This window comes from Streptomyces sp. NPDC050423, assembly GCF_040655445.1.
Classification (GTDB): Bacteria; Actinomycetota; Actinomycetes; order Streptomycetales; family Streptomycetaceae; genus Streptomyces.
This window is the reverse complement of the sequence record NZ_JBFAJY010000036.1, coordinates 22,829-38,165: the sequence shown is the minus strand read 5'-3', so window position 1 is coordinate 38,165 and position 15,337 is coordinate 22,829. Positions and strand designations below refer to the sequence as shown.

Annotated in this window: 12 protein-coding genes; 5 read left to right on the top strand and 7 right to left on the bottom strand. The window is 72.1% G+C overall.

Annotated elements, in window-relative coordinates:
• Window positions 1-2 precede the first annotated feature (2 nt).
• A complete protein-coding gene (locus tag AB0I52_RS24575; protein ID WP_363076008.1) occupies window positions 3-1,250 on the bottom strand; it encodes an extracellular solute-binding protein in 1,248 nt (415 codons plus the stop codon).
• A gap of 213 nt (window positions 1,251-1,463) precedes the next feature.
• Here AB0I52_RS24575 and AB0I52_RS24570 point away from each other — a divergent pair, with 213 nt between their 5' ends.
• The 5 genes from AB0I52_RS24570 to AB0I52_RS24550 all read left to right on the top strand — a co-directional run bounded on the left by AB0I52_RS24570 (window position 1,464) and on the right by AB0I52_RS24550 (window position 6,666).
• Window positions 1,464-2,522 carry a LacI family DNA-binding transcriptional regulator gene (locus AB0I52_RS24570; protein ID WP_363075922.1) on the top strand — a complete coding sequence of 353 codons (1,059 nt, stop codon included), beginning with the start codon at window positions 1,464-1,466 and terminating at the stop codon, window positions 2,520-2,522.
• Window positions 2,523-2,746: 224 nt separating this feature from the next.
• Window positions 2,747-3,835 (top strand): exo-alpha-sialidase, encoded by a 1,089-nt coding sequence (locus AB0I52_RS24565; RefSeq protein ID WP_363075920.1) that lies wholly within the window; start codon window positions 2,747-2,749, stop codon window positions 3,833-3,835.
• Window positions 3,836-3,869: 34 nt separating this feature from the next.
• Window positions 3,870-4,547, top strand: coding sequence for a uracil-DNA glycosylase (locus AB0I52_RS24560; protein ID WP_363075918.1), 678 nt, complete (start codon window positions 3,870-3,872; stop codon window positions 4,545-4,547).
• A 95-nt stretch (window positions 4,548-4,642) separates the two neighbouring features.
• On the top strand, window positions 4,643-5,647 hold the full coding sequence (locus AB0I52_RS24555; protein ID WP_363076006.1) for a BadF/BadG/BcrA/BcrD ATPase family protein: 1,005 nt from the start codon (window positions 4,643-4,645) through the stop codon (window positions 5,645-5,647).
• Window positions 5,648-5,742: 95 nt separating this feature from the next.
• Window positions 5,743-6,666: a hypothetical protein gene (locus AB0I52_RS24550; protein WP_363075916.1), complete on the top strand. Its 924-nt coding sequence runs from the start codon at window positions 5,743-5,745 to the stop codon at window positions 6,664-6,666.
• A gap of 117 nt (window positions 6,667-6,783) precedes the next feature.
• Here the strand turns inward: AB0I52_RS24550 and AB0I52_RS24545 are convergent, their stop codons facing one another.
• From AB0I52_RS24545 to AB0I52_RS24520, 6 genes are all read right to left on the bottom strand, one after another.
• Window positions 6,784-7,854 carry a lactonase family protein gene (locus tag AB0I52_RS24545; protein WP_363075914.1) on the bottom strand — a complete coding sequence of 357 codons (1,071 nt, stop codon included), beginning with the start codon at window positions 7,852-7,854 and terminating at the stop codon, window positions 6,784-6,786.
• A gap of 104 nt (window positions 7,855-7,958) precedes the next feature.
• Complete coding sequence (locus AB0I52_RS24540; protein WP_363075912.1) at window positions 7,959-9,470, bottom strand: FUSC family protein; 1,512 nt, start codon at window positions 9,468-9,470, stop codon at window positions 7,959-7,961.
• A 320-nt stretch (window positions 9,471-9,790) separates the two neighbouring features.
• On the bottom strand, window positions 9,791-10,960 hold the full coding sequence (locus AB0I52_RS24535; RefSeq protein WP_363075910.1) for a peptidase C39 family protein: 1,170 nt from the start codon (window positions 10,958-10,960) through the stop codon (window positions 9,791-9,793).
• An 89-nt stretch (window positions 10,961-11,049) separates the two neighbouring features.
• Window positions 11,050-13,152 carry an iron ABC transporter permease gene (locus AB0I52_RS24530; protein ID WP_363075908.1) on the bottom strand — a complete coding sequence of 701 codons (2,103 nt, stop codon included), beginning with the start codon at window positions 13,150-13,152 and terminating at the stop codon, window positions 11,050-11,052.
• Window positions 13,149-14,213: an iron-siderophore ABC transporter substrate-binding protein gene (locus AB0I52_RS24525; protein WP_363075906.1), complete on the bottom strand. Its 1,065-nt coding sequence runs from the start codon at window positions 14,211-14,213 to the stop codon at window positions 13,149-13,151. Before AB0I52_RS24525 ends, AB0I52_RS24530 begins: the two co-directional genes overlap by 4 nt.
• A 98-nt stretch (window positions 14,214-14,311) precedes the next feature.
• The gene (locus AB0I52_RS24520; protein WP_363075904.1) at window positions 14,312-15,175 is read right to left on the bottom strand and encodes an ABC transporter ATP-binding protein; all 864 of its coding nucleotides are present in this window, start codon (window positions 15,173-15,175) and stop codon (window positions 14,312-14,314) included.
• Window positions 15,176-15,337 lie beyond the last annotated feature (162 nt).

Below are 15,337 nucleotides of genomic sequence, written 5' to 3'. Positions count from 1 at the left end.
CGTTACTTGACGGCCTTCATCGCGGCGACGAACTGCTCGGGGGTCGACTTGCCGGCGAACAGCTTGCTGATCTCGGTGAGCAGCGGGTTGGCGATCCGCGACACCAGTGCCTGGTCCCAGGAGAGCGTGAAGCTCGGTGCCTTCTGGACCATCGTGTACTGGTCGTGCGCGAACTGCGGGTTGGGTGAGGAGTCCAGCATCGAGGCGGCGTTCGACGTGGTCGGGATGTCCCCGTTGTCGACCAGGGCCTTGCTGTAGGACTTGGCGGCCATGGTCTTCAGGAACGCTATGGCCGCGTCCCTGTGCTTGGTCCGGGTGTTGACGGACCAGTAGTTGGTGGGGTTGCCGACCACGTCCGCGGCGTCACCGACGCCGCCGGCCACGGTCGGGAAGGCGGTCCAGCCGAGGTCCTTCTTCGCGAACGCGGGTGCCTTGCCGAGCTGGGTCGAGTACTCCCACGAACCCATCAGGTGCATGGCGGCCTTGCCCTTGTTGAGCAGGGTGGGGGCGCCCCCGTAGCCGTAGTCGACGGAGTTGAAGTTCTTGCCGAACGCGCCGCCGTCGACGAGTTCCTTGACCGTCTTCGCCGACTTGAGGACGGCGGGGTCGCCCCAGCCGGAGCTGTCGCCTCCCTGGATCCCGCGGAAGACCTCGGGGCCGCCGATCCGGTCGAGGAGGTACTCCATCCACATCAGCTCGGGCCACTTGTCGGAGCCGCCGAGGGCGAACGGCGTGATGCCCTTGCCCTTGAAGACGGTGATGGCCTTCTGCATGTCCTCCCAGGTCCTGGGGGGCTGGAGCTTGTTCTGCGCGAAGAGGGTCTTGTTGTAGAAGAGCATCACGGGCTGCATGCCGCGCATCGGGACGCCGTACATCTTCCCGTCGAGGCTGCCCGCGGCGAGGATCGACGGAAGGAAGCCGTCCTTGAGCGTGGGGTCGTTCTTGATCGTCGCCGTGAGGTCGACCACCTGGCCGGCGTCGACGTACGGCTTGATGGAGCCGCCGCCCCAGTTGTAGAAGATGTCGGGGGCGCTCGGGGATCCCATGGCGCTGCGGAGCTTGTTGACGTAGTCGGTGCCGGGGACGGAGACGAGCTTGACCTTGACGTCGGAGGTCTTGTTGAACTCCTTGACCGCCGCCTCCTGGATCTTCACGGCGTCGTCCCCGTAGACGTAGGCGGTGAGGGTTCCGCCGCCGCCCCCGCTGTCGCCGCCCGAACCGCATCCGGCCAGCAGGCCGGCCATGACCATGGCGGCACCGGCCGCGGTCCATCTCGCCGTACGTGTGCCCTGAGTGAAAATACCCGACCGCATGACGCACCTCTGTCGAATGTTTCGGCGTAACTTCCGAATGTTGCCGGAACGGTACGGTCGGGTTTCGGGTGCGTCAAGGGGCCGGGGAGCGGTATTTACTCCCTCCTGACCCAGCCGCCCGTCTGAGCCGCGGGAAGCTACGATCCCTTTATGAGCCCCGCAAACGTCCAGTCACATCAGGAGAAGGCGCCTGCCGGCGAATCGTCGGAAGGCACCGCCACCCTGGCGGAAATCGCCCGAGCGGCCGGAGTCTCGGCTCCGACAGTTTCGAAGGTGCTGAACGGGCGCGCCGATGTCGCCCCGGGTACCCGCACCAAGGTGGAGGAGCTGCTGCTGTTGCACGGCTACCGCCGCAGACGCGGCTCCACCACCCAGTCCCAGCTGATCGACCTGGTCTTCCACGAGCTGGACAGCGCCTGGGCCATGGAGGTCGTCCGCGGGGTGGAGAACGTCGCCAGGGAGGAAGGGCTGAGCCTGGTCCTCTCGGAGAGCGCGGGCCGGCTCACCCCGGGGCAGACCTGGGTGGACGGGGTGCTGGCCCGCCGGCCGGTCGGGGTGATCCTGGTGCTCTCCGACCTCACCGCCGCCCAGCGCGCCCAGCTGACCAGCCGCAGCATCCCCTACGCGGTCGTCGACCCGGCGGGCGATCCCGGCGACGACGTCCCCTCGGTCGGGACGACGAACTGGCAGGGCGGTCTGGCCGCCACCCGCCACCTCACCGCGCTCGGGCACCGGCGGATCGGGGTCATCAGCGGCCCGTCCCGGATGATGTGCAGCCGGGCCCGGGTGGACGGCTACCGCGCCGCCCTGGAGACCGCGGGCCTGCCGATCGATCCCTCGCTGGTCCGCGAGGGCGAGTTCCAGCACGAGGCGGGATACACCGCGGGCCTCGATCTGCTGCGGCAGGCCGACCGGCCGACCGCGGTCTTCGCCGGCAACGACCTGCAGGCGCTCGGCGTGTACGAGGCGGCGCGGGAGCTGGGGCTGCGCATCCCCGAGGACCTCAGCGTCGTCGGCTTCGACGACCTGCCGCTCACCCGGTGGATCGGACCGCCGCTGACCACGGTGCGCCAGCCGCTCATAGAGATGGCCGAGACCGCGGCCCGCCTGGTGGTCGACCTGGGCCGGGGCCGGCAGCCGGCGACGACCCGGGTCGACCTGGCCACCAATCTGGTGGTGCGCAGCAGCACGGCCGCGCCCTGCCGCTGAGGCGAGGCCAGGGCGGGGGCCGTCGCCCCGGCCCGGCCGGGGCGCACGCCACCGTCACCGTCACCGACGGCAACGACGCGTCGGCACACACTTCCGCTCGCACACCGGCCGCACCGGGCACGGCTGCGGAAGCGGCGGTGTCCCGCGCTGCCTGCGCGCCACTGTCAGTGGCCGGGTGCAGACTGGCCGGTATCCGGCACAACGGCGTTTCGGGAGGTTCGGTCATGACCGATGTTCTGCTCACCGTGGGTACCCGCAAAGGACTCTTCATCGGCCGCAGGCACGATGGCGCGTGGAAGTTCGACGGTCCGCATTTCAATGCGCAGGCGATCTACTCGATCGCCATCGACACCCGCGCGGAGGTCCCCCGGCTGCTGGTCGGCGGCGACAGCGCGCACTGGGGCCCTTCCGTCTTCCACTCCGACGACCTGGGCGCCACCTGGGTCGAGCCCACGCGGCCGGCCGTGAAGTTCCCGGAGTTCACCGGGACATCGCTGGAGCGGGTCTGGCAGCTGCACCCGGCGGGCCCGGAGGCCCCCGGCGTGGTGTACGCGGGCACCGAGCCGGCCGCGCTGTTCCGGTCACGGGACAACGGCGAGTCGTTCGAGCTGGTCCGCCCGCTCTGGGAACATCCGACGCGTTCGAAATGGGTGCCGGGCGGGGGCGGCGAGGGGCTGCACACGGTCCTGACCGACGAACGGGACGCGCAGGCGGTGACGGTCGCGGTCTCCACCGCCGGGGTGTTCAGGACCGCGGACGGCGGCGAGAGCTGGACCCCGGCCAACAAGGGCGTCTCGGCCGTCTTCCTGCCGGACCCGAACCCGGAGTTCGGCCAGTGCGTGCACAAGGTCAGCCGGGACGCGGTCGATCCGGACCGGCTCTACCTCCAGAACCACTGGGGCGTGTTCCGCAGCGACGACGCCGGGAGCAACTGGACGGACATCGGCGCGGGGCTGCCCTCCGACTTCGGCTTCGCCGTGGCCGCGCATCCGCACCGGGCGGACACCGCGTACGTCTTCCCGATCAACGCCGACGCCGACCGGGTACCGGCCGAGCACCGCTGCCGGGTCTTCCGGACCCGCGACGCGGGCGACAGCTGGGAGCCCCTGTCCACCGGGCTCCCGGAGGGGGCTCATTACGGCACGGTGCTGCGCGACGCGCTCTGTACGGACGACGCCGATCCGGCGGGGGTCTATTTCGGCAACCGCAACGGCGAGGTCTACGCGAGCGCGGACGACGGCGACAGCTGGCAGCAGCTCATCTCGCACCTGCCGGATGTCCTGTGCGTCCGGGCGGCGGCCACCGGCGGTTGATCCATACCCTCGTATCAGCAGTAGAGTGCCGCCCGTGGCAGCACGACCTCTGAAAGAAATCATCGAGCCCGGCTGGGCGCAGGCGCTTGAGCCCGTGGCCGAACGCATCGCGGCGATGGGCGGCTTCCTGCGCGACGAGATCGCCGCGGGACGCACCTATCTGCCCTCGGGCGCGAACGTCCTGCGGGCGTTCCAGCAACCCTTCGACCAGGTACGGGTCCTGATCGTCGGTCAGGACCCCTACCCGACACCGGGGCACGCGGTCGGGCTGAGCTTCTCCGTCGCGCCCGACGTCCAACCGGTGCCCGGCAGCCTGGAGAACATCTTCCGGGAACTCCACTCGGACCTGGGGCTTCCGCGCCCCTCCAACGGTGATCTGACGCCGTGGGCCGAGCAGGGTGTGCTGCTGCTCAACAGGGCCCTGACCACCGCGCCCCGCCGGCCCGCCGCGCATCGCGGCAAGGGCTGGGAGGAGGTGACCCAGCAGGCGATCTCGGCGCTGGTCGCACGGGGCACCCCGCTGGTGTCGGTCCTGTGGGGCCGCGACGCCCGCAATCTGCGTCCGTCGCTGGGGGATTTCCCGGCGATCGAGTCCTCGCACCCCTCCCCCATGTCGGCGGACCGCGGCTTCTTCGGTTCCCGGCCGTTCAGCCGGACCAATGAGCTGCTGGAGCGCCAGGGCGTCCAGCCGGTCGACTGGCGACTGCCGTGACGGCTGGGCCCGACGGGCACGGCCCGGCGGCGGCCGACGCCCACGGACGGCCGGACCAGGTCGGGGAGTACGTCCGCGGCGAGTACGTCCTCGGGGTGGACTCGGGTGGTTCCGGGCTGCGGGTGGCCCTGGGCGCCGTGGGCTCGGACGCCCCCCTGGCCACGGCGGCCTGTGCCGGACCTGTGCGGACCGGGCCCTCCGGTATCGACGCCGCCCACCTGCTGGAACAACTGCTGCCCACCGCCGGGGAACTGCTCGCGCGGCACGGCGGCGGAGGCCGGATCGCCGCTGCGGCGATCGGTGCCGCCGGTATGGCCACCCTCGGCGGCCGGCTGCGGTCCGAACTGCCCGCCGCCCTGGCGGACGCGCTCGGCGTGCGACGGCTGGCGCTCGCCGCCGACGCCGTGACCGCGTACGCCGGAGCGGTCGGGCAGCGGCCCGGCGCGGTGGTCGCGGGCGGCACCGGACTGATCGCCCTCGGCACGGATCTGACGCGGTGGCGGCGGGCCGACGGCTGGGGCCATCTGCTGGGCGACAGCGGTGGCGGTGCCTGGATCGGCCGGGCCGGTCTCGATGCGGCGATGCGCGCCCACGACGGGCGGCGCGGCGGATCCCCGGCACTGCTCGCCCGGCTGGAGGCGGTGTTCGGCCCGGCGCCCGAACTGCCCGGCCTGCTCTATCCGCGTACCGACCGGCCCGCGGTCCTGGCCTCGTTCGCTCCCGAGGTGGCCGCCTGCGCGGCACACGACCCCGTCGCCGAAGGCATTCTCCGCGATGCCGCCGGACATATCGCGCAGGCGGCCGCCGCCGTGTGCCCGAAGGCCGCAGCGGACGGCGAGGAATGCGAAGTGGCGCTGACGGGTGGCTTGTTCCGGATGGGCGACCCGCTGCTCGTACCGCTGCGCGAGGAGCTGGCCCGGCAGCTGCCGCGGGCACGGGCGGTCCCCGGTTCGGGTGATCCCCTGATCGGCTCCCTGCGCATCGCACAGGCGCTGGCCACCGGCGGTCTGCTCCTGCCGCACCATCCGACACTGCTCTGCATTCCGTTGCCCGGACCGGATCGACGGCCCGGCGCAGGGGTGACAGAGCAGGGCAGTTGACCGGTAAGCGACCAGACGGATAAATGCGGACAGACAACGCTCGACCGGACCCTCCCCGCGCAGCGGGGTACCCAAAACCAGTAGCATGCGGCGCCATGAGCACCCCCACTGGGCCCGCTTCCGGCCTGCCTGTACGAATGCCGCGACCTCGCCAGTCCGGACGGCACCGCCGCCCGGAGCCCGTGGTCGCACCTGAGGGCGCTGCCGCGCTCGTTCTCGCCGTTCCCGGTACCCCCTCATCGGCCAGCCGCAGTCTGGCCGAAGAGGTGATCAGCATTGCCCGCTCCGAGCTGCCCGGTCTGAACGCCCTGATCGGTTACGTCGACGGCGACGATGCCGAGTACCCGACTCTTGCCTCCGCGCTCGCGCACTCCGCCGCCGAGCGCATCGCGCGCTTCGAACAGGCGACGGCCGCCGGCCGTGAGGTCGCTCCGCCCGAGGGTCCGGCCGCCGTCGTGGTGCCGCTGCTCGCGGGACCGGACAACGCCCTTGTGCAGCGGATACGCCAATCGATCACGGAGAGCCAGGCACCGGCCGAGCTGACCGATGTCCTCGGCCCGCACCCGCTCCTCGCCGAGGCGCTGCACGTCCGCCTCTCCGAGGCCGGTCTCGCCCGCGCGGACCGGGCGAGGCTGTTCACGGTGGCCACGGCCGCCGACGGGATCGTGCTGGCCACGGTGGGCGGCGAGGAGGCCGTGCAGGCCGCCGGGATCACCGGCATGCTGCTGGCGGCGCGGCTCGCGGTACCGGTGATGGCCGCCGCACTCGACGTCGAGGGTTCGGTCGCGTCGATCGCCGGCCAGCTCAAGGACTCCGGCTCGCTCCAGCTGGCGGTCGCGCCGTACCTGGTGGGTCCCGAGGTGGCCGATGGGCTGCTGGACTCCGCCGTCAAGGAGGCGGGCTGCGCGGCGGCCGAGCCGCTCGGCGCCTACCCGGCGATCGGCAAGCTGGTGATGTCGATGTACACCACGGCGCTCGGCATCGCTCCCCCGGTGGCGCAGGGGGCACAGGCCCTCTGATCCGTTCCGCCGGTGGCCCGGCGGCAGGGTGCGTTCCACGTCATGGGGCGGGGCCAGGAGCCGGCTGATGCAGCCGGACCCTGGCCCCGTTCGGTTCGCCACCTGCGCGTACGGACCTCAGGCGAAGATCACGCAGGAGGCCGCAGGAGCCTCCAGGGAGCCTTCCTGGGCCGGGATCCCGGTCTCCGGGTCCACGGCGAACCAGGCGACGTTCCCGGACCTCTCATTGGCCGCGTACAGCCGTCGCCCGGCGGGGTCGAGGGCGAGGTCACGCGGCCAGTGCCCGCCGCAGCCCACCGTGGTGACCAGGGACGCCTTCTCGCCCGTGGCGTCGAGGCCGATCACCGAGATGCTGTCGTGGCCCCGGTTGGCCACCCAGAGGAACCGGCCGTCGTGCGAGACGACGACCTCGGACGGGTAGCTCGCCGCGGCGGTGTCCCCGGTCGCCTCCGCGGGCAGGACCGGCGTCGCGTCGACCGCTTCGATGACCCCCGCCACAGCGTCCCACCGGCACACCGTGACCGTGGGTTCGAGCTCGTTCAGCACATAGGCGTGCGCGCCGTCGGGGTGGAAGGCGAGATGGCGCGGACCGGTGCCGGGCTGCAGCACCGTCTCACCGTGCGGACGCAGCTCCCCGGTGTCCGGGTCGAGTGTGCAGATCCGTACCGAGTCGGTTCCGAGGTCGACGCTCAGCACCCAGTTCCCCGAGGGGTCGGGGAGGACCTGGTGGGCGTGCGGGCCCTCCTGGCGGCCGGCGTCCGGCCCGCTTCCCTCGTGCTTGAGCACGCTGACGACGGGGCCGAGCGAGCCGCCCGCGAGCACGGGCAGCACGGTGACACTGCCGGAGCCGTAGTTGGCGGTGAGCAGCCGGCCGCCCGCGAGCGCGAGGTGCGTGGGGCTGTCGCCGTCCACCGGCCGAACCTCGCCGAGCGGCCGGGGAACGTCGTGGGTGATGTCGAGGGCCGCGGCCGCGCCCCGCTCGGTCTCGCTGACCGCGTACAGGACCGCGCCGCCGGGGCCCGTCCCCCGGCCCAGCACCAGGTACGAGGGGTCAGGCACGGCATCCGTCGCGCCGAGGACGGTGAGGGCCCCGGTGTCCTGGTCCACGGCGGCAGCGATGACTCCCCGCCCGCCCGCCGAGGTGAACGACCCGATGAATGCCCGTCCGGCACCGTTGCTGCTGACCACCGCACTGCCTTTCTCCGCCGAGTGACCACGACAGTGGGGACCGTCGCGATCTTCCGCGGCGACCGTAGCAGTGCACCCGTTGGTCTGGACTAAAGGGTGCGGGGTCAGACCGCGGCGAGCGGGGCCCCGGGCGGGCCGTGCAGCGGCGTGGCCAGTTCTGCGAGCGCGCGCTCCAGGCCGTGCAGATGGGCGAGGGCGGGTTCCGCCCCGGTGGCGTGCGCCGGGAGTCCGGCGGCGAGCGGGGCGCGGGCCTGCCGCCCGGGAGCCGTCAGCGCCTCCACCGCGCTCTCGACGCGCCAGCAGGCCGCGGCGAGCCGGGCGTCGTGGGAGGCTTCCGGGTCGGCCGCCACGGAGGCCAGTCCGCGCACCTCGCGTGCGCAGTCGTCGAGCAGGGCGAGTACATGCCGCGCCCGTCGCTTGCGGTCCTTCATCGGGCTGAGCGGATGCACCAGCGGCGCCAGCGACAAGCGCACTCGGCCGAGAATCGCCTCCAGTTCGGCAACGCGCCGGGGTGGGTCGGCGTCCTCGTTCCCTGCGAGCCGTGCGGCGGCCTCAGCCGTGCACGTGTGCACGCACCGCAGCGCCCGCTCCACCCACGCCTCGGTCACCGAGTGCGTGGTCACCGGCAGCACGAACAGCACCGCCAGTACGGCACCGAGCGCCCCGACCATCGTCTCGGTCACCCGCAGCACGAGCAGACCCGCGTCGAGCACGCCGAGCAGCCCGTACAGCATGCTCGCCATCACGGTGACGGCCAGCATCATCCAGGTGTAGGAGACGGCAGCGGTATAGAAGATCCCGAAGACGCTCAGCGCCACGACCACCGCGGCCACGACCGGCTCGTGGTGCAGCGGTACGGCCACGGCGAAGCCCAGGCCGATCCCGAGGACCGTTCCCAGGAGTCGCCGGAACCCGCGCACGACGGTCTCGCCCCGCGAGGTCGTGGCCACGAACACCCACCAGGTGGCGCCGACCGCCCAGTACCAACGCTGATCGGACAGCACCTGCCCCACCGCGAGCGCGAGACCCGCCCCCGACGTCGCCTGCACGGCCTGCCGCGTCGTGATCCGCCCGAGCCCCGATGCCGCGGCGGGGAGGGTGACCGCCACGGGTACCGCGAGCCGCCGCTCGTAGCACCACGCCCCGAACCGCACCAGCGACGACGCGATGAGCGACAGCAGCACGGCCTCGTACAGCTCGGGCAGCCGGCCGGGCACGGTGTGCAGGAACTGGGCCGAGAAATAGGACATGAAGCCGAACACGCCCAGCGAGTGCCCGCGAGGCCCCCACCGCCGCGCGTACACCCCCACCCCCACAACGGCGAGAAACGCCAGGTCGCGCGCGACGGGCACATCGTGCAGCAGGGCGGCGAGCGTGAGCACCGGGAGACCGACGGCGGGGAGCAGGGCGGTCGTGATCGCCTGCCCGCGCACCGTCGGGTCGGTCACCGTGAACAGTGCGAGCAGCGCGGCCAGGCCACCGGTGACGGCCGCCGTCAGCGAGTGCCCGGCAGCTCCGCACAGCGCGACGGCGAGCCCGATGCCGAGTACAGCCCGGGACGCGAACCGCAGCCGGATCCGTCCCGGATCGGGTGCGACGAACGCCCTCTTCAGCAAGTTGCCCCGCCCCGTTTCGCACATAGACCAGCCCAGACACGAGAAAGGCGCCGCAGAGATCCCCGGAGGACCCGCAGCGCCATTGATGGACCTATCTCAACACTTGATGGGCTGATGGTTCAAATGAAGCCAAATCCTATGAGCCAATGGCTCGGGATCGCTCCGTGTGGACCGGCCACAGCAGAGCCAACGGACCAACCCCACGCGACACCGGCCCGCCCGCACGCCGGCACCGAATCGATTCGGTCGGCGGGTGGGTGGCCTTTCCGTCACTCGGACAGTGACGTGCAGGTGTTGCCTCCCCTATCGGTCAGGCCAGGTCACTTGGACAGGACATCCTGTGTGAGGAAGAGCGGCACCTGGCGCGAGGAACCGTCGCTGGGGACCCGCACTTCAGCTGGGGAGGACGCGTCGTGCCGCTGCGGGCGGCCGATGATCACGGCGCCCCGGAAGCGATCCGGCGCGATGACCGACATCGTGTCGAGCGACCGGTCGGGGACCGGCAGGAGATGGGCGTCGACCCAGGTGTCCCCCGTCGCCGCGTTGGCCCAGGGGTCCTCGATCACGACAGCACCGGGTACCACGCCGTGGCAGAGCACCCAGTGCGGCACGTCGAACCCTTGCATCCCGGCGAGCGAGAGCAGGAGCAGCACATGCTCCCCCCGGCCGATCGCGTCCCGGATCGCGGTCATGGAGAGACGGCCCGGGTCGACGGGGACACCGGCCCGTCCGGCGTCCGTACGTGAGGCGCGCTGGAGCAGGGCACGCCACTCCTGTTCCTTCTCCGGGTAATGGCCGAGGAGGACCGGCCGGTCCGTGTCGAGGTGGACCACGACGGGGGACGACGGCCAGCCGCGGCGCAGGGCGACACCCAGCCGGACGGGCTCGCACGCGGGGAAGTTGGTCGCGTCGCGCCACAGTGTCAGCTCCGCCTGGCGGTCGAGCGCCTCCCGCGGCAGCGTCCCGGCGTGCGCCTGCGCGACCAGGGCGGTGACGGCGCCGCACGTGAAGTGCGTGGTCTGCCCGTAGTACGGCGGTTCGCTCACCCCACCGTCGCCGAGCCACCGGACGTAACCCGCGGCCGGCCCGTCCGCACCCTCCGACCGCGTGAGCGGAGAACCCAGGGGAGCGAAACCGGCGGCAGCCGCGTCCCCAGGGCTTGCCGTCCAGCCTTCCCACTTGACCTGCGCGAGCCCTTGGCGGCGTGCGTGGGCGACGACGGCCGCGACGGCTGCCGGCACATCACCGACGGCGTCGACGATCTTCAGGTAGGCCGTGTTCGGACGTGCCGTCACGAGTGCGGCAGCGGTCCAGTCCTCACCGTCGGCGCCGGGAACGGCCACGATGTGAGGGGCGTGAGCGGAGCGGTCGACCGCCTGCCAGCGCTCCGGCACCTCGTGGGCTCCGAGCCGCCTCGGCAGGGTCGGCGAAGCCCCGGGCCCGAACGGCACGACGATGCTCTTGACGGGCATTTCCTGGCAGGACGGCATTCCGGTGCTCCTGGCTGGACGGAGAGAGAAAGGGAAGGGGGCGTTCACCGGCCGGCACGCGGCGGCGCGGACTCGGACCGCCACCGGTGTCATGCGCGGGACTGCCGGAGCACCCAGACGAAGTACGGGGCACCGACCAGGGCGATCATGAGTCCCGCCGGGACCTGGGACGGGGCGACGACGGTGCGGCCGAGGGCGTCGGCCACGCAGACCAGTAGTCCGCCGAGCAGCATCGCGACCGGGATCGACCGCCCGTGCCGGGCGCCCACCAGTGACCGGGCGAGGTGCGGGGCGACGAGCCCCACGAAGCCGACGACGCCGACGGCGATGACGCTGAGTGCCGCCAGTACCGCGGCGATCGCCAGGGCCGCGAAGCGTACGCGTACCGGCCTGACGCCGACGATGCGCGGGGTGTCCTCGTCGACGGCGAGCAGGTCGAGCCGGTCGCGCATGGCGAGCAGAACGGGGAGCGCGAGCGCCAGGGCCACCGCGACCGGTACGACGTCGGTGAACGTGCGCCCGTAGGTCGTACCGGAGAGCCAGGTGAAGATCCGGGGCGTGTTCCACGGGTCGGCGCGCAGCAGCAGGAAGGTGGTGATGGAGCTGAGGCCGTACCCGCAGCCGATGCCGATCAGCACGAAGCGGTCGGGCAGGAAGCCGCCGCGCCAGGACAGCAGGGCGATCAGCCCGAACGTGGCCAGCCCCGTCACGACCGCGGCCACGATGAGCAGTGGCCGTCCGCCGGACAGCCCCGACGTGACGATGGCCACGGCGCCCAGCCCGGCGCCCGCCGTGATGCCGAGCACACCCGGCTCCGCCAACGGGTTGCGCACCGCGCCCTGTACGACGCAACCGGCCAGTCCGAGTGCCGCACCGGCGAGGGTCGCGGCGATCACGCGTGGGACCCGGTCGTCGAGCGCCTGCCCGATCAGGTCGGGGGCGGTGCCCTGGACCCAGAGCACGATGTCCCCCGTCCGCAGCCAGAGGCTTCCCGCCAGGACCGCCACGACGACCGCCACGGCCAGGAGCGCCGCCGTGCCGGCCACGACGAGGAGGAACGCGCGGCGCGACCTTGCGGCGACCCGCGCGTTCGGTGGCTGACGGAGCCGGCCCGTGTCGCGGAGCCGGAGCGCGAGGACCACGATCACGACGGAACCGAGCAGCGCGGTCGGCACGCCGGTGGGAATGGAGGCGGCCCCGTCCGCGCCCTGCACCGCGCGCAGTGTCGCGTCCGCGAGGAGGATGAGCAGCGCGCCGAGCAGCCCGGCCGCGGGCACCAGGAAGAGGTGGCGGCGGAGCGCCCGGACCCGTCCGGCGATCAGCCGGGCGAGCACCGGGGCGCCGAGGCCGACGAACGCGATCGGGCCCGCGAGTGTCACTGCCGTGCTGGTCAGGACCACCGCGCTGATGACCGCGATCACGCGGGTCGCCCGGATCGGCACGCCGAGGGTGGACGCGGCGTCGTCGCCGAGGTTCATCACGTCCAGCCGCCGGGACAGCGCCAGGGCGACGCACAGCACCACGGCCACGACCGGGAGGGCGCGTACCGAGGCGTCGATGTTCATCTGAGCGAGCGAGCCGCTCCCCCAGGCGAAGAGACCGGTCGTGTTCTGCTTGAAGAGGATGAGGACCATCGCGGTCGCCGAGTCCAGGGCCATCGCCGTCGCCGAACCGGCGAGGATGAGGCGGGTGCCGGCGGTGCCCGCGGCCCGGCCGGCGAGGACCAGCACGAGCGCCGCCGCTGCCAGGCCGCCGGCGAAGGCGACGGCGCCCGACGCCCAGAGCGGGACGGTGAGCCCGAAGGCGGCCACGAGCGAGAGCGTGAAATAGGACCCGGCCGTGACCGCGAGGGTGTCGGGGGAGGCGAGCGTGTTGTGCGTGACGGACTGCAGCAGCGCGCCGGCCGATCCGAGGGCGAAGCCCACGGCCACGCCCGCGAGCAGCCGCGGCAGGCGCGAGCCGATGAGGATCTCACCGACCGGCGCTTCGCCGGTGTCGTCGCGGTTCCCGCCGAAGTACCGCAACAGGTCGCCGACTCCGACGCCCGACGTCCCCTGCGTCAGGTGCCACAGGCCCACCAGGACGGTCAGGACGAGGAGGAATGCCAGGACGGCCGCCCCGGTGGGACCGCCCCCGCGCTCGGTGCGCGGCAGCGCTTCCCTCCGGGGTACCGATGTCTGCGAGGTGTTCACTTCTTGTCGAGTACGTCGACGAAGGCGTCGATCGCCTGCTCGCAGGAGCGCGGGCCGCCGGCGCCCCACACGCCTGAGGGGAACGCGTGCGCGCGGCCTTCCTTCACGGCCGGGATGGTCTTCCAGAGCGGGTTCTTCTGCAACGCGGCGACGTACCCGCCGGCCCCGTCGTCATTGGCGTAGAAGAAGTTGGCGTCCCCCACGGCGGTGAGTCCCTCGACATCGGTCTGCGCGAGGCCGTACGAGGGGTCGACGCCTCCGTCACCGTGGGCTTTGTTGACGTCGTTGGTCCACGCGGGCTTCATGCCGAGCTCTTCACCGATCTGGGTGAACAGGGCGCCCTTTCCGTAGGGGCGGATGGTGAGGTTGCCGCCCTCCAGCCATCCGTCGAAGAACAGGAAGTTCTTCGTCGGCAGACCGGCGTCGGCGACCTGCTTCTTCGCCGTCGCGAGGTGGTCGTCGAACTCCTTGATCACCTGGTCGGCCCGCTCGGTGCGTCCCGTCGCCTTGCCGATCATGCTGAACACGCTCCGCATGTTCCCGATCGGGTCCTTCGGGTTCGCCCCCAGCGTGGCCATCACGGGGACGCCGCGCTTCTCCAGCTTCGCGATGGTCTCGTCGTCGGCCTTGAACGCCTCCACGACGATGAGGTCGGGCTTCGCCGCGTAGAGGGTGTCGAGGTCGGGCTCCTCACGGGTGCCGATGTCGGTCACCCCGCTCGGCAGCTTCTCCGCGCTGACCCAGGTGCTGTATCCCTTCGCGTCCGAGACGGCGGTGGGGGTGACGCACAGGGTCAGCGCGTCCTCGACCTGCTGCCATTCCAGGACCGCGATCCGTTTGGCGGGCTTGTCCAGCTTCACCTGCCGGCCGACGCCGTCCTTGAAGGAGACCGGCTCCGTAGAGGTGGTCGTGGTGTCGTCGGCGCAGCTCTTGGACGCGGGCGACGCGTCGGCACCGGCGGTGGGCCCGGCCTTGTCGACGGCGGTCGTGCCGCAAGCCGTTGCGGCGAGGACTATGAGCCCCGCGGAGGCTGACGCCGCCAGGCGATGGGCACGGTTCATGAACGATCCTCTTTCTTGCGATGAGTCGCGGCAGTCTTCTTGCGATGAGCCGCGGCAGTGGATGATGTGCCGCTTCGGTCGGGTTGCCGTCCGGCGCCTCAGGCGGGGTGGCGTCCGATCGGGTCGATGCGCAGGCGGCCCGTGCGGGGGTCGATGCCGACCTCGACACGGATGTCGTAGACCTCGCCGATGTTCCGCGCGGTGAGGACGTCGGCGGGTGCGCCCGCCGCGTGCACGTGGCCGGAGCACATCAGGACCAGCGTGTCCGCGACGCGGGACGCCTGGTCGAGGTCGTGCAGTACGACCCCGACCGCGATGCCGTGCTCCTCGACGAGGTCGCGTACGAGGTCGAGCGTCTCGACCTGGTAGCGCAGGTCCAGGTGGTTGGTCGGTTCGTCCAGCAGCACGACGCCGGTGTCCTGGGCGAGGCAGGCCGCGAGCCAGACCCGCTGCATCTCCCCGCCGGAGAGTTCCCCGACCGGCCGGCCGGCCATCTCCCGCACGCCGGTGACGCCCATGGCGTGGTCGACCGCGCTCCGGTCCTGCGCGGTCGGTGCGGCGAAGCCGCGCCGGTACGGATGGCGTCCGAACGACACGACCTCCGTGACCGTCAGCCCTTGGGGCGCGGGCCTCGACTGGGAGAACAGCGTGACCTCACGGGCGAACTCGCGGGCGCTGAGCAGGGACGCGTCGCGCTCGGCGGGTCCGTCGGGGGCGCCGAGCGTCACCCGGCCGCCGTCCACCCGGTGCAGTCGTGAGAGTGCCCGCAGCAGCGTGGACTTCCCGCTGCCGTTCGGCCCCACCAGGGCGGTCGCGCGGCCGGGCTCCAGGGCGAGCGAGACGCCGTGGACGACCGGCTTCCCGCCGTACCGCAGCACCAGGTCGTGCCCGTTGAGCGCGGCCACCGGGGTGCCGGGGCCGACCGCGGGGCTTCCGGAGTGCCGGAAGGGGCTTGTGAACATCGATGAGTCCGGACGTTCGAAGGGGAAGGGACTTCGGCACCCTCCGTCCGGCCGTTCACCGGCCGGGCCGCGAGCTCACCCGCACACGGACAGCACTGCCCACGGCAAGAGACAACTAAGGGTTACCTAACTCCGTGAAGGTTATATTCCGCTTGCGGTGCC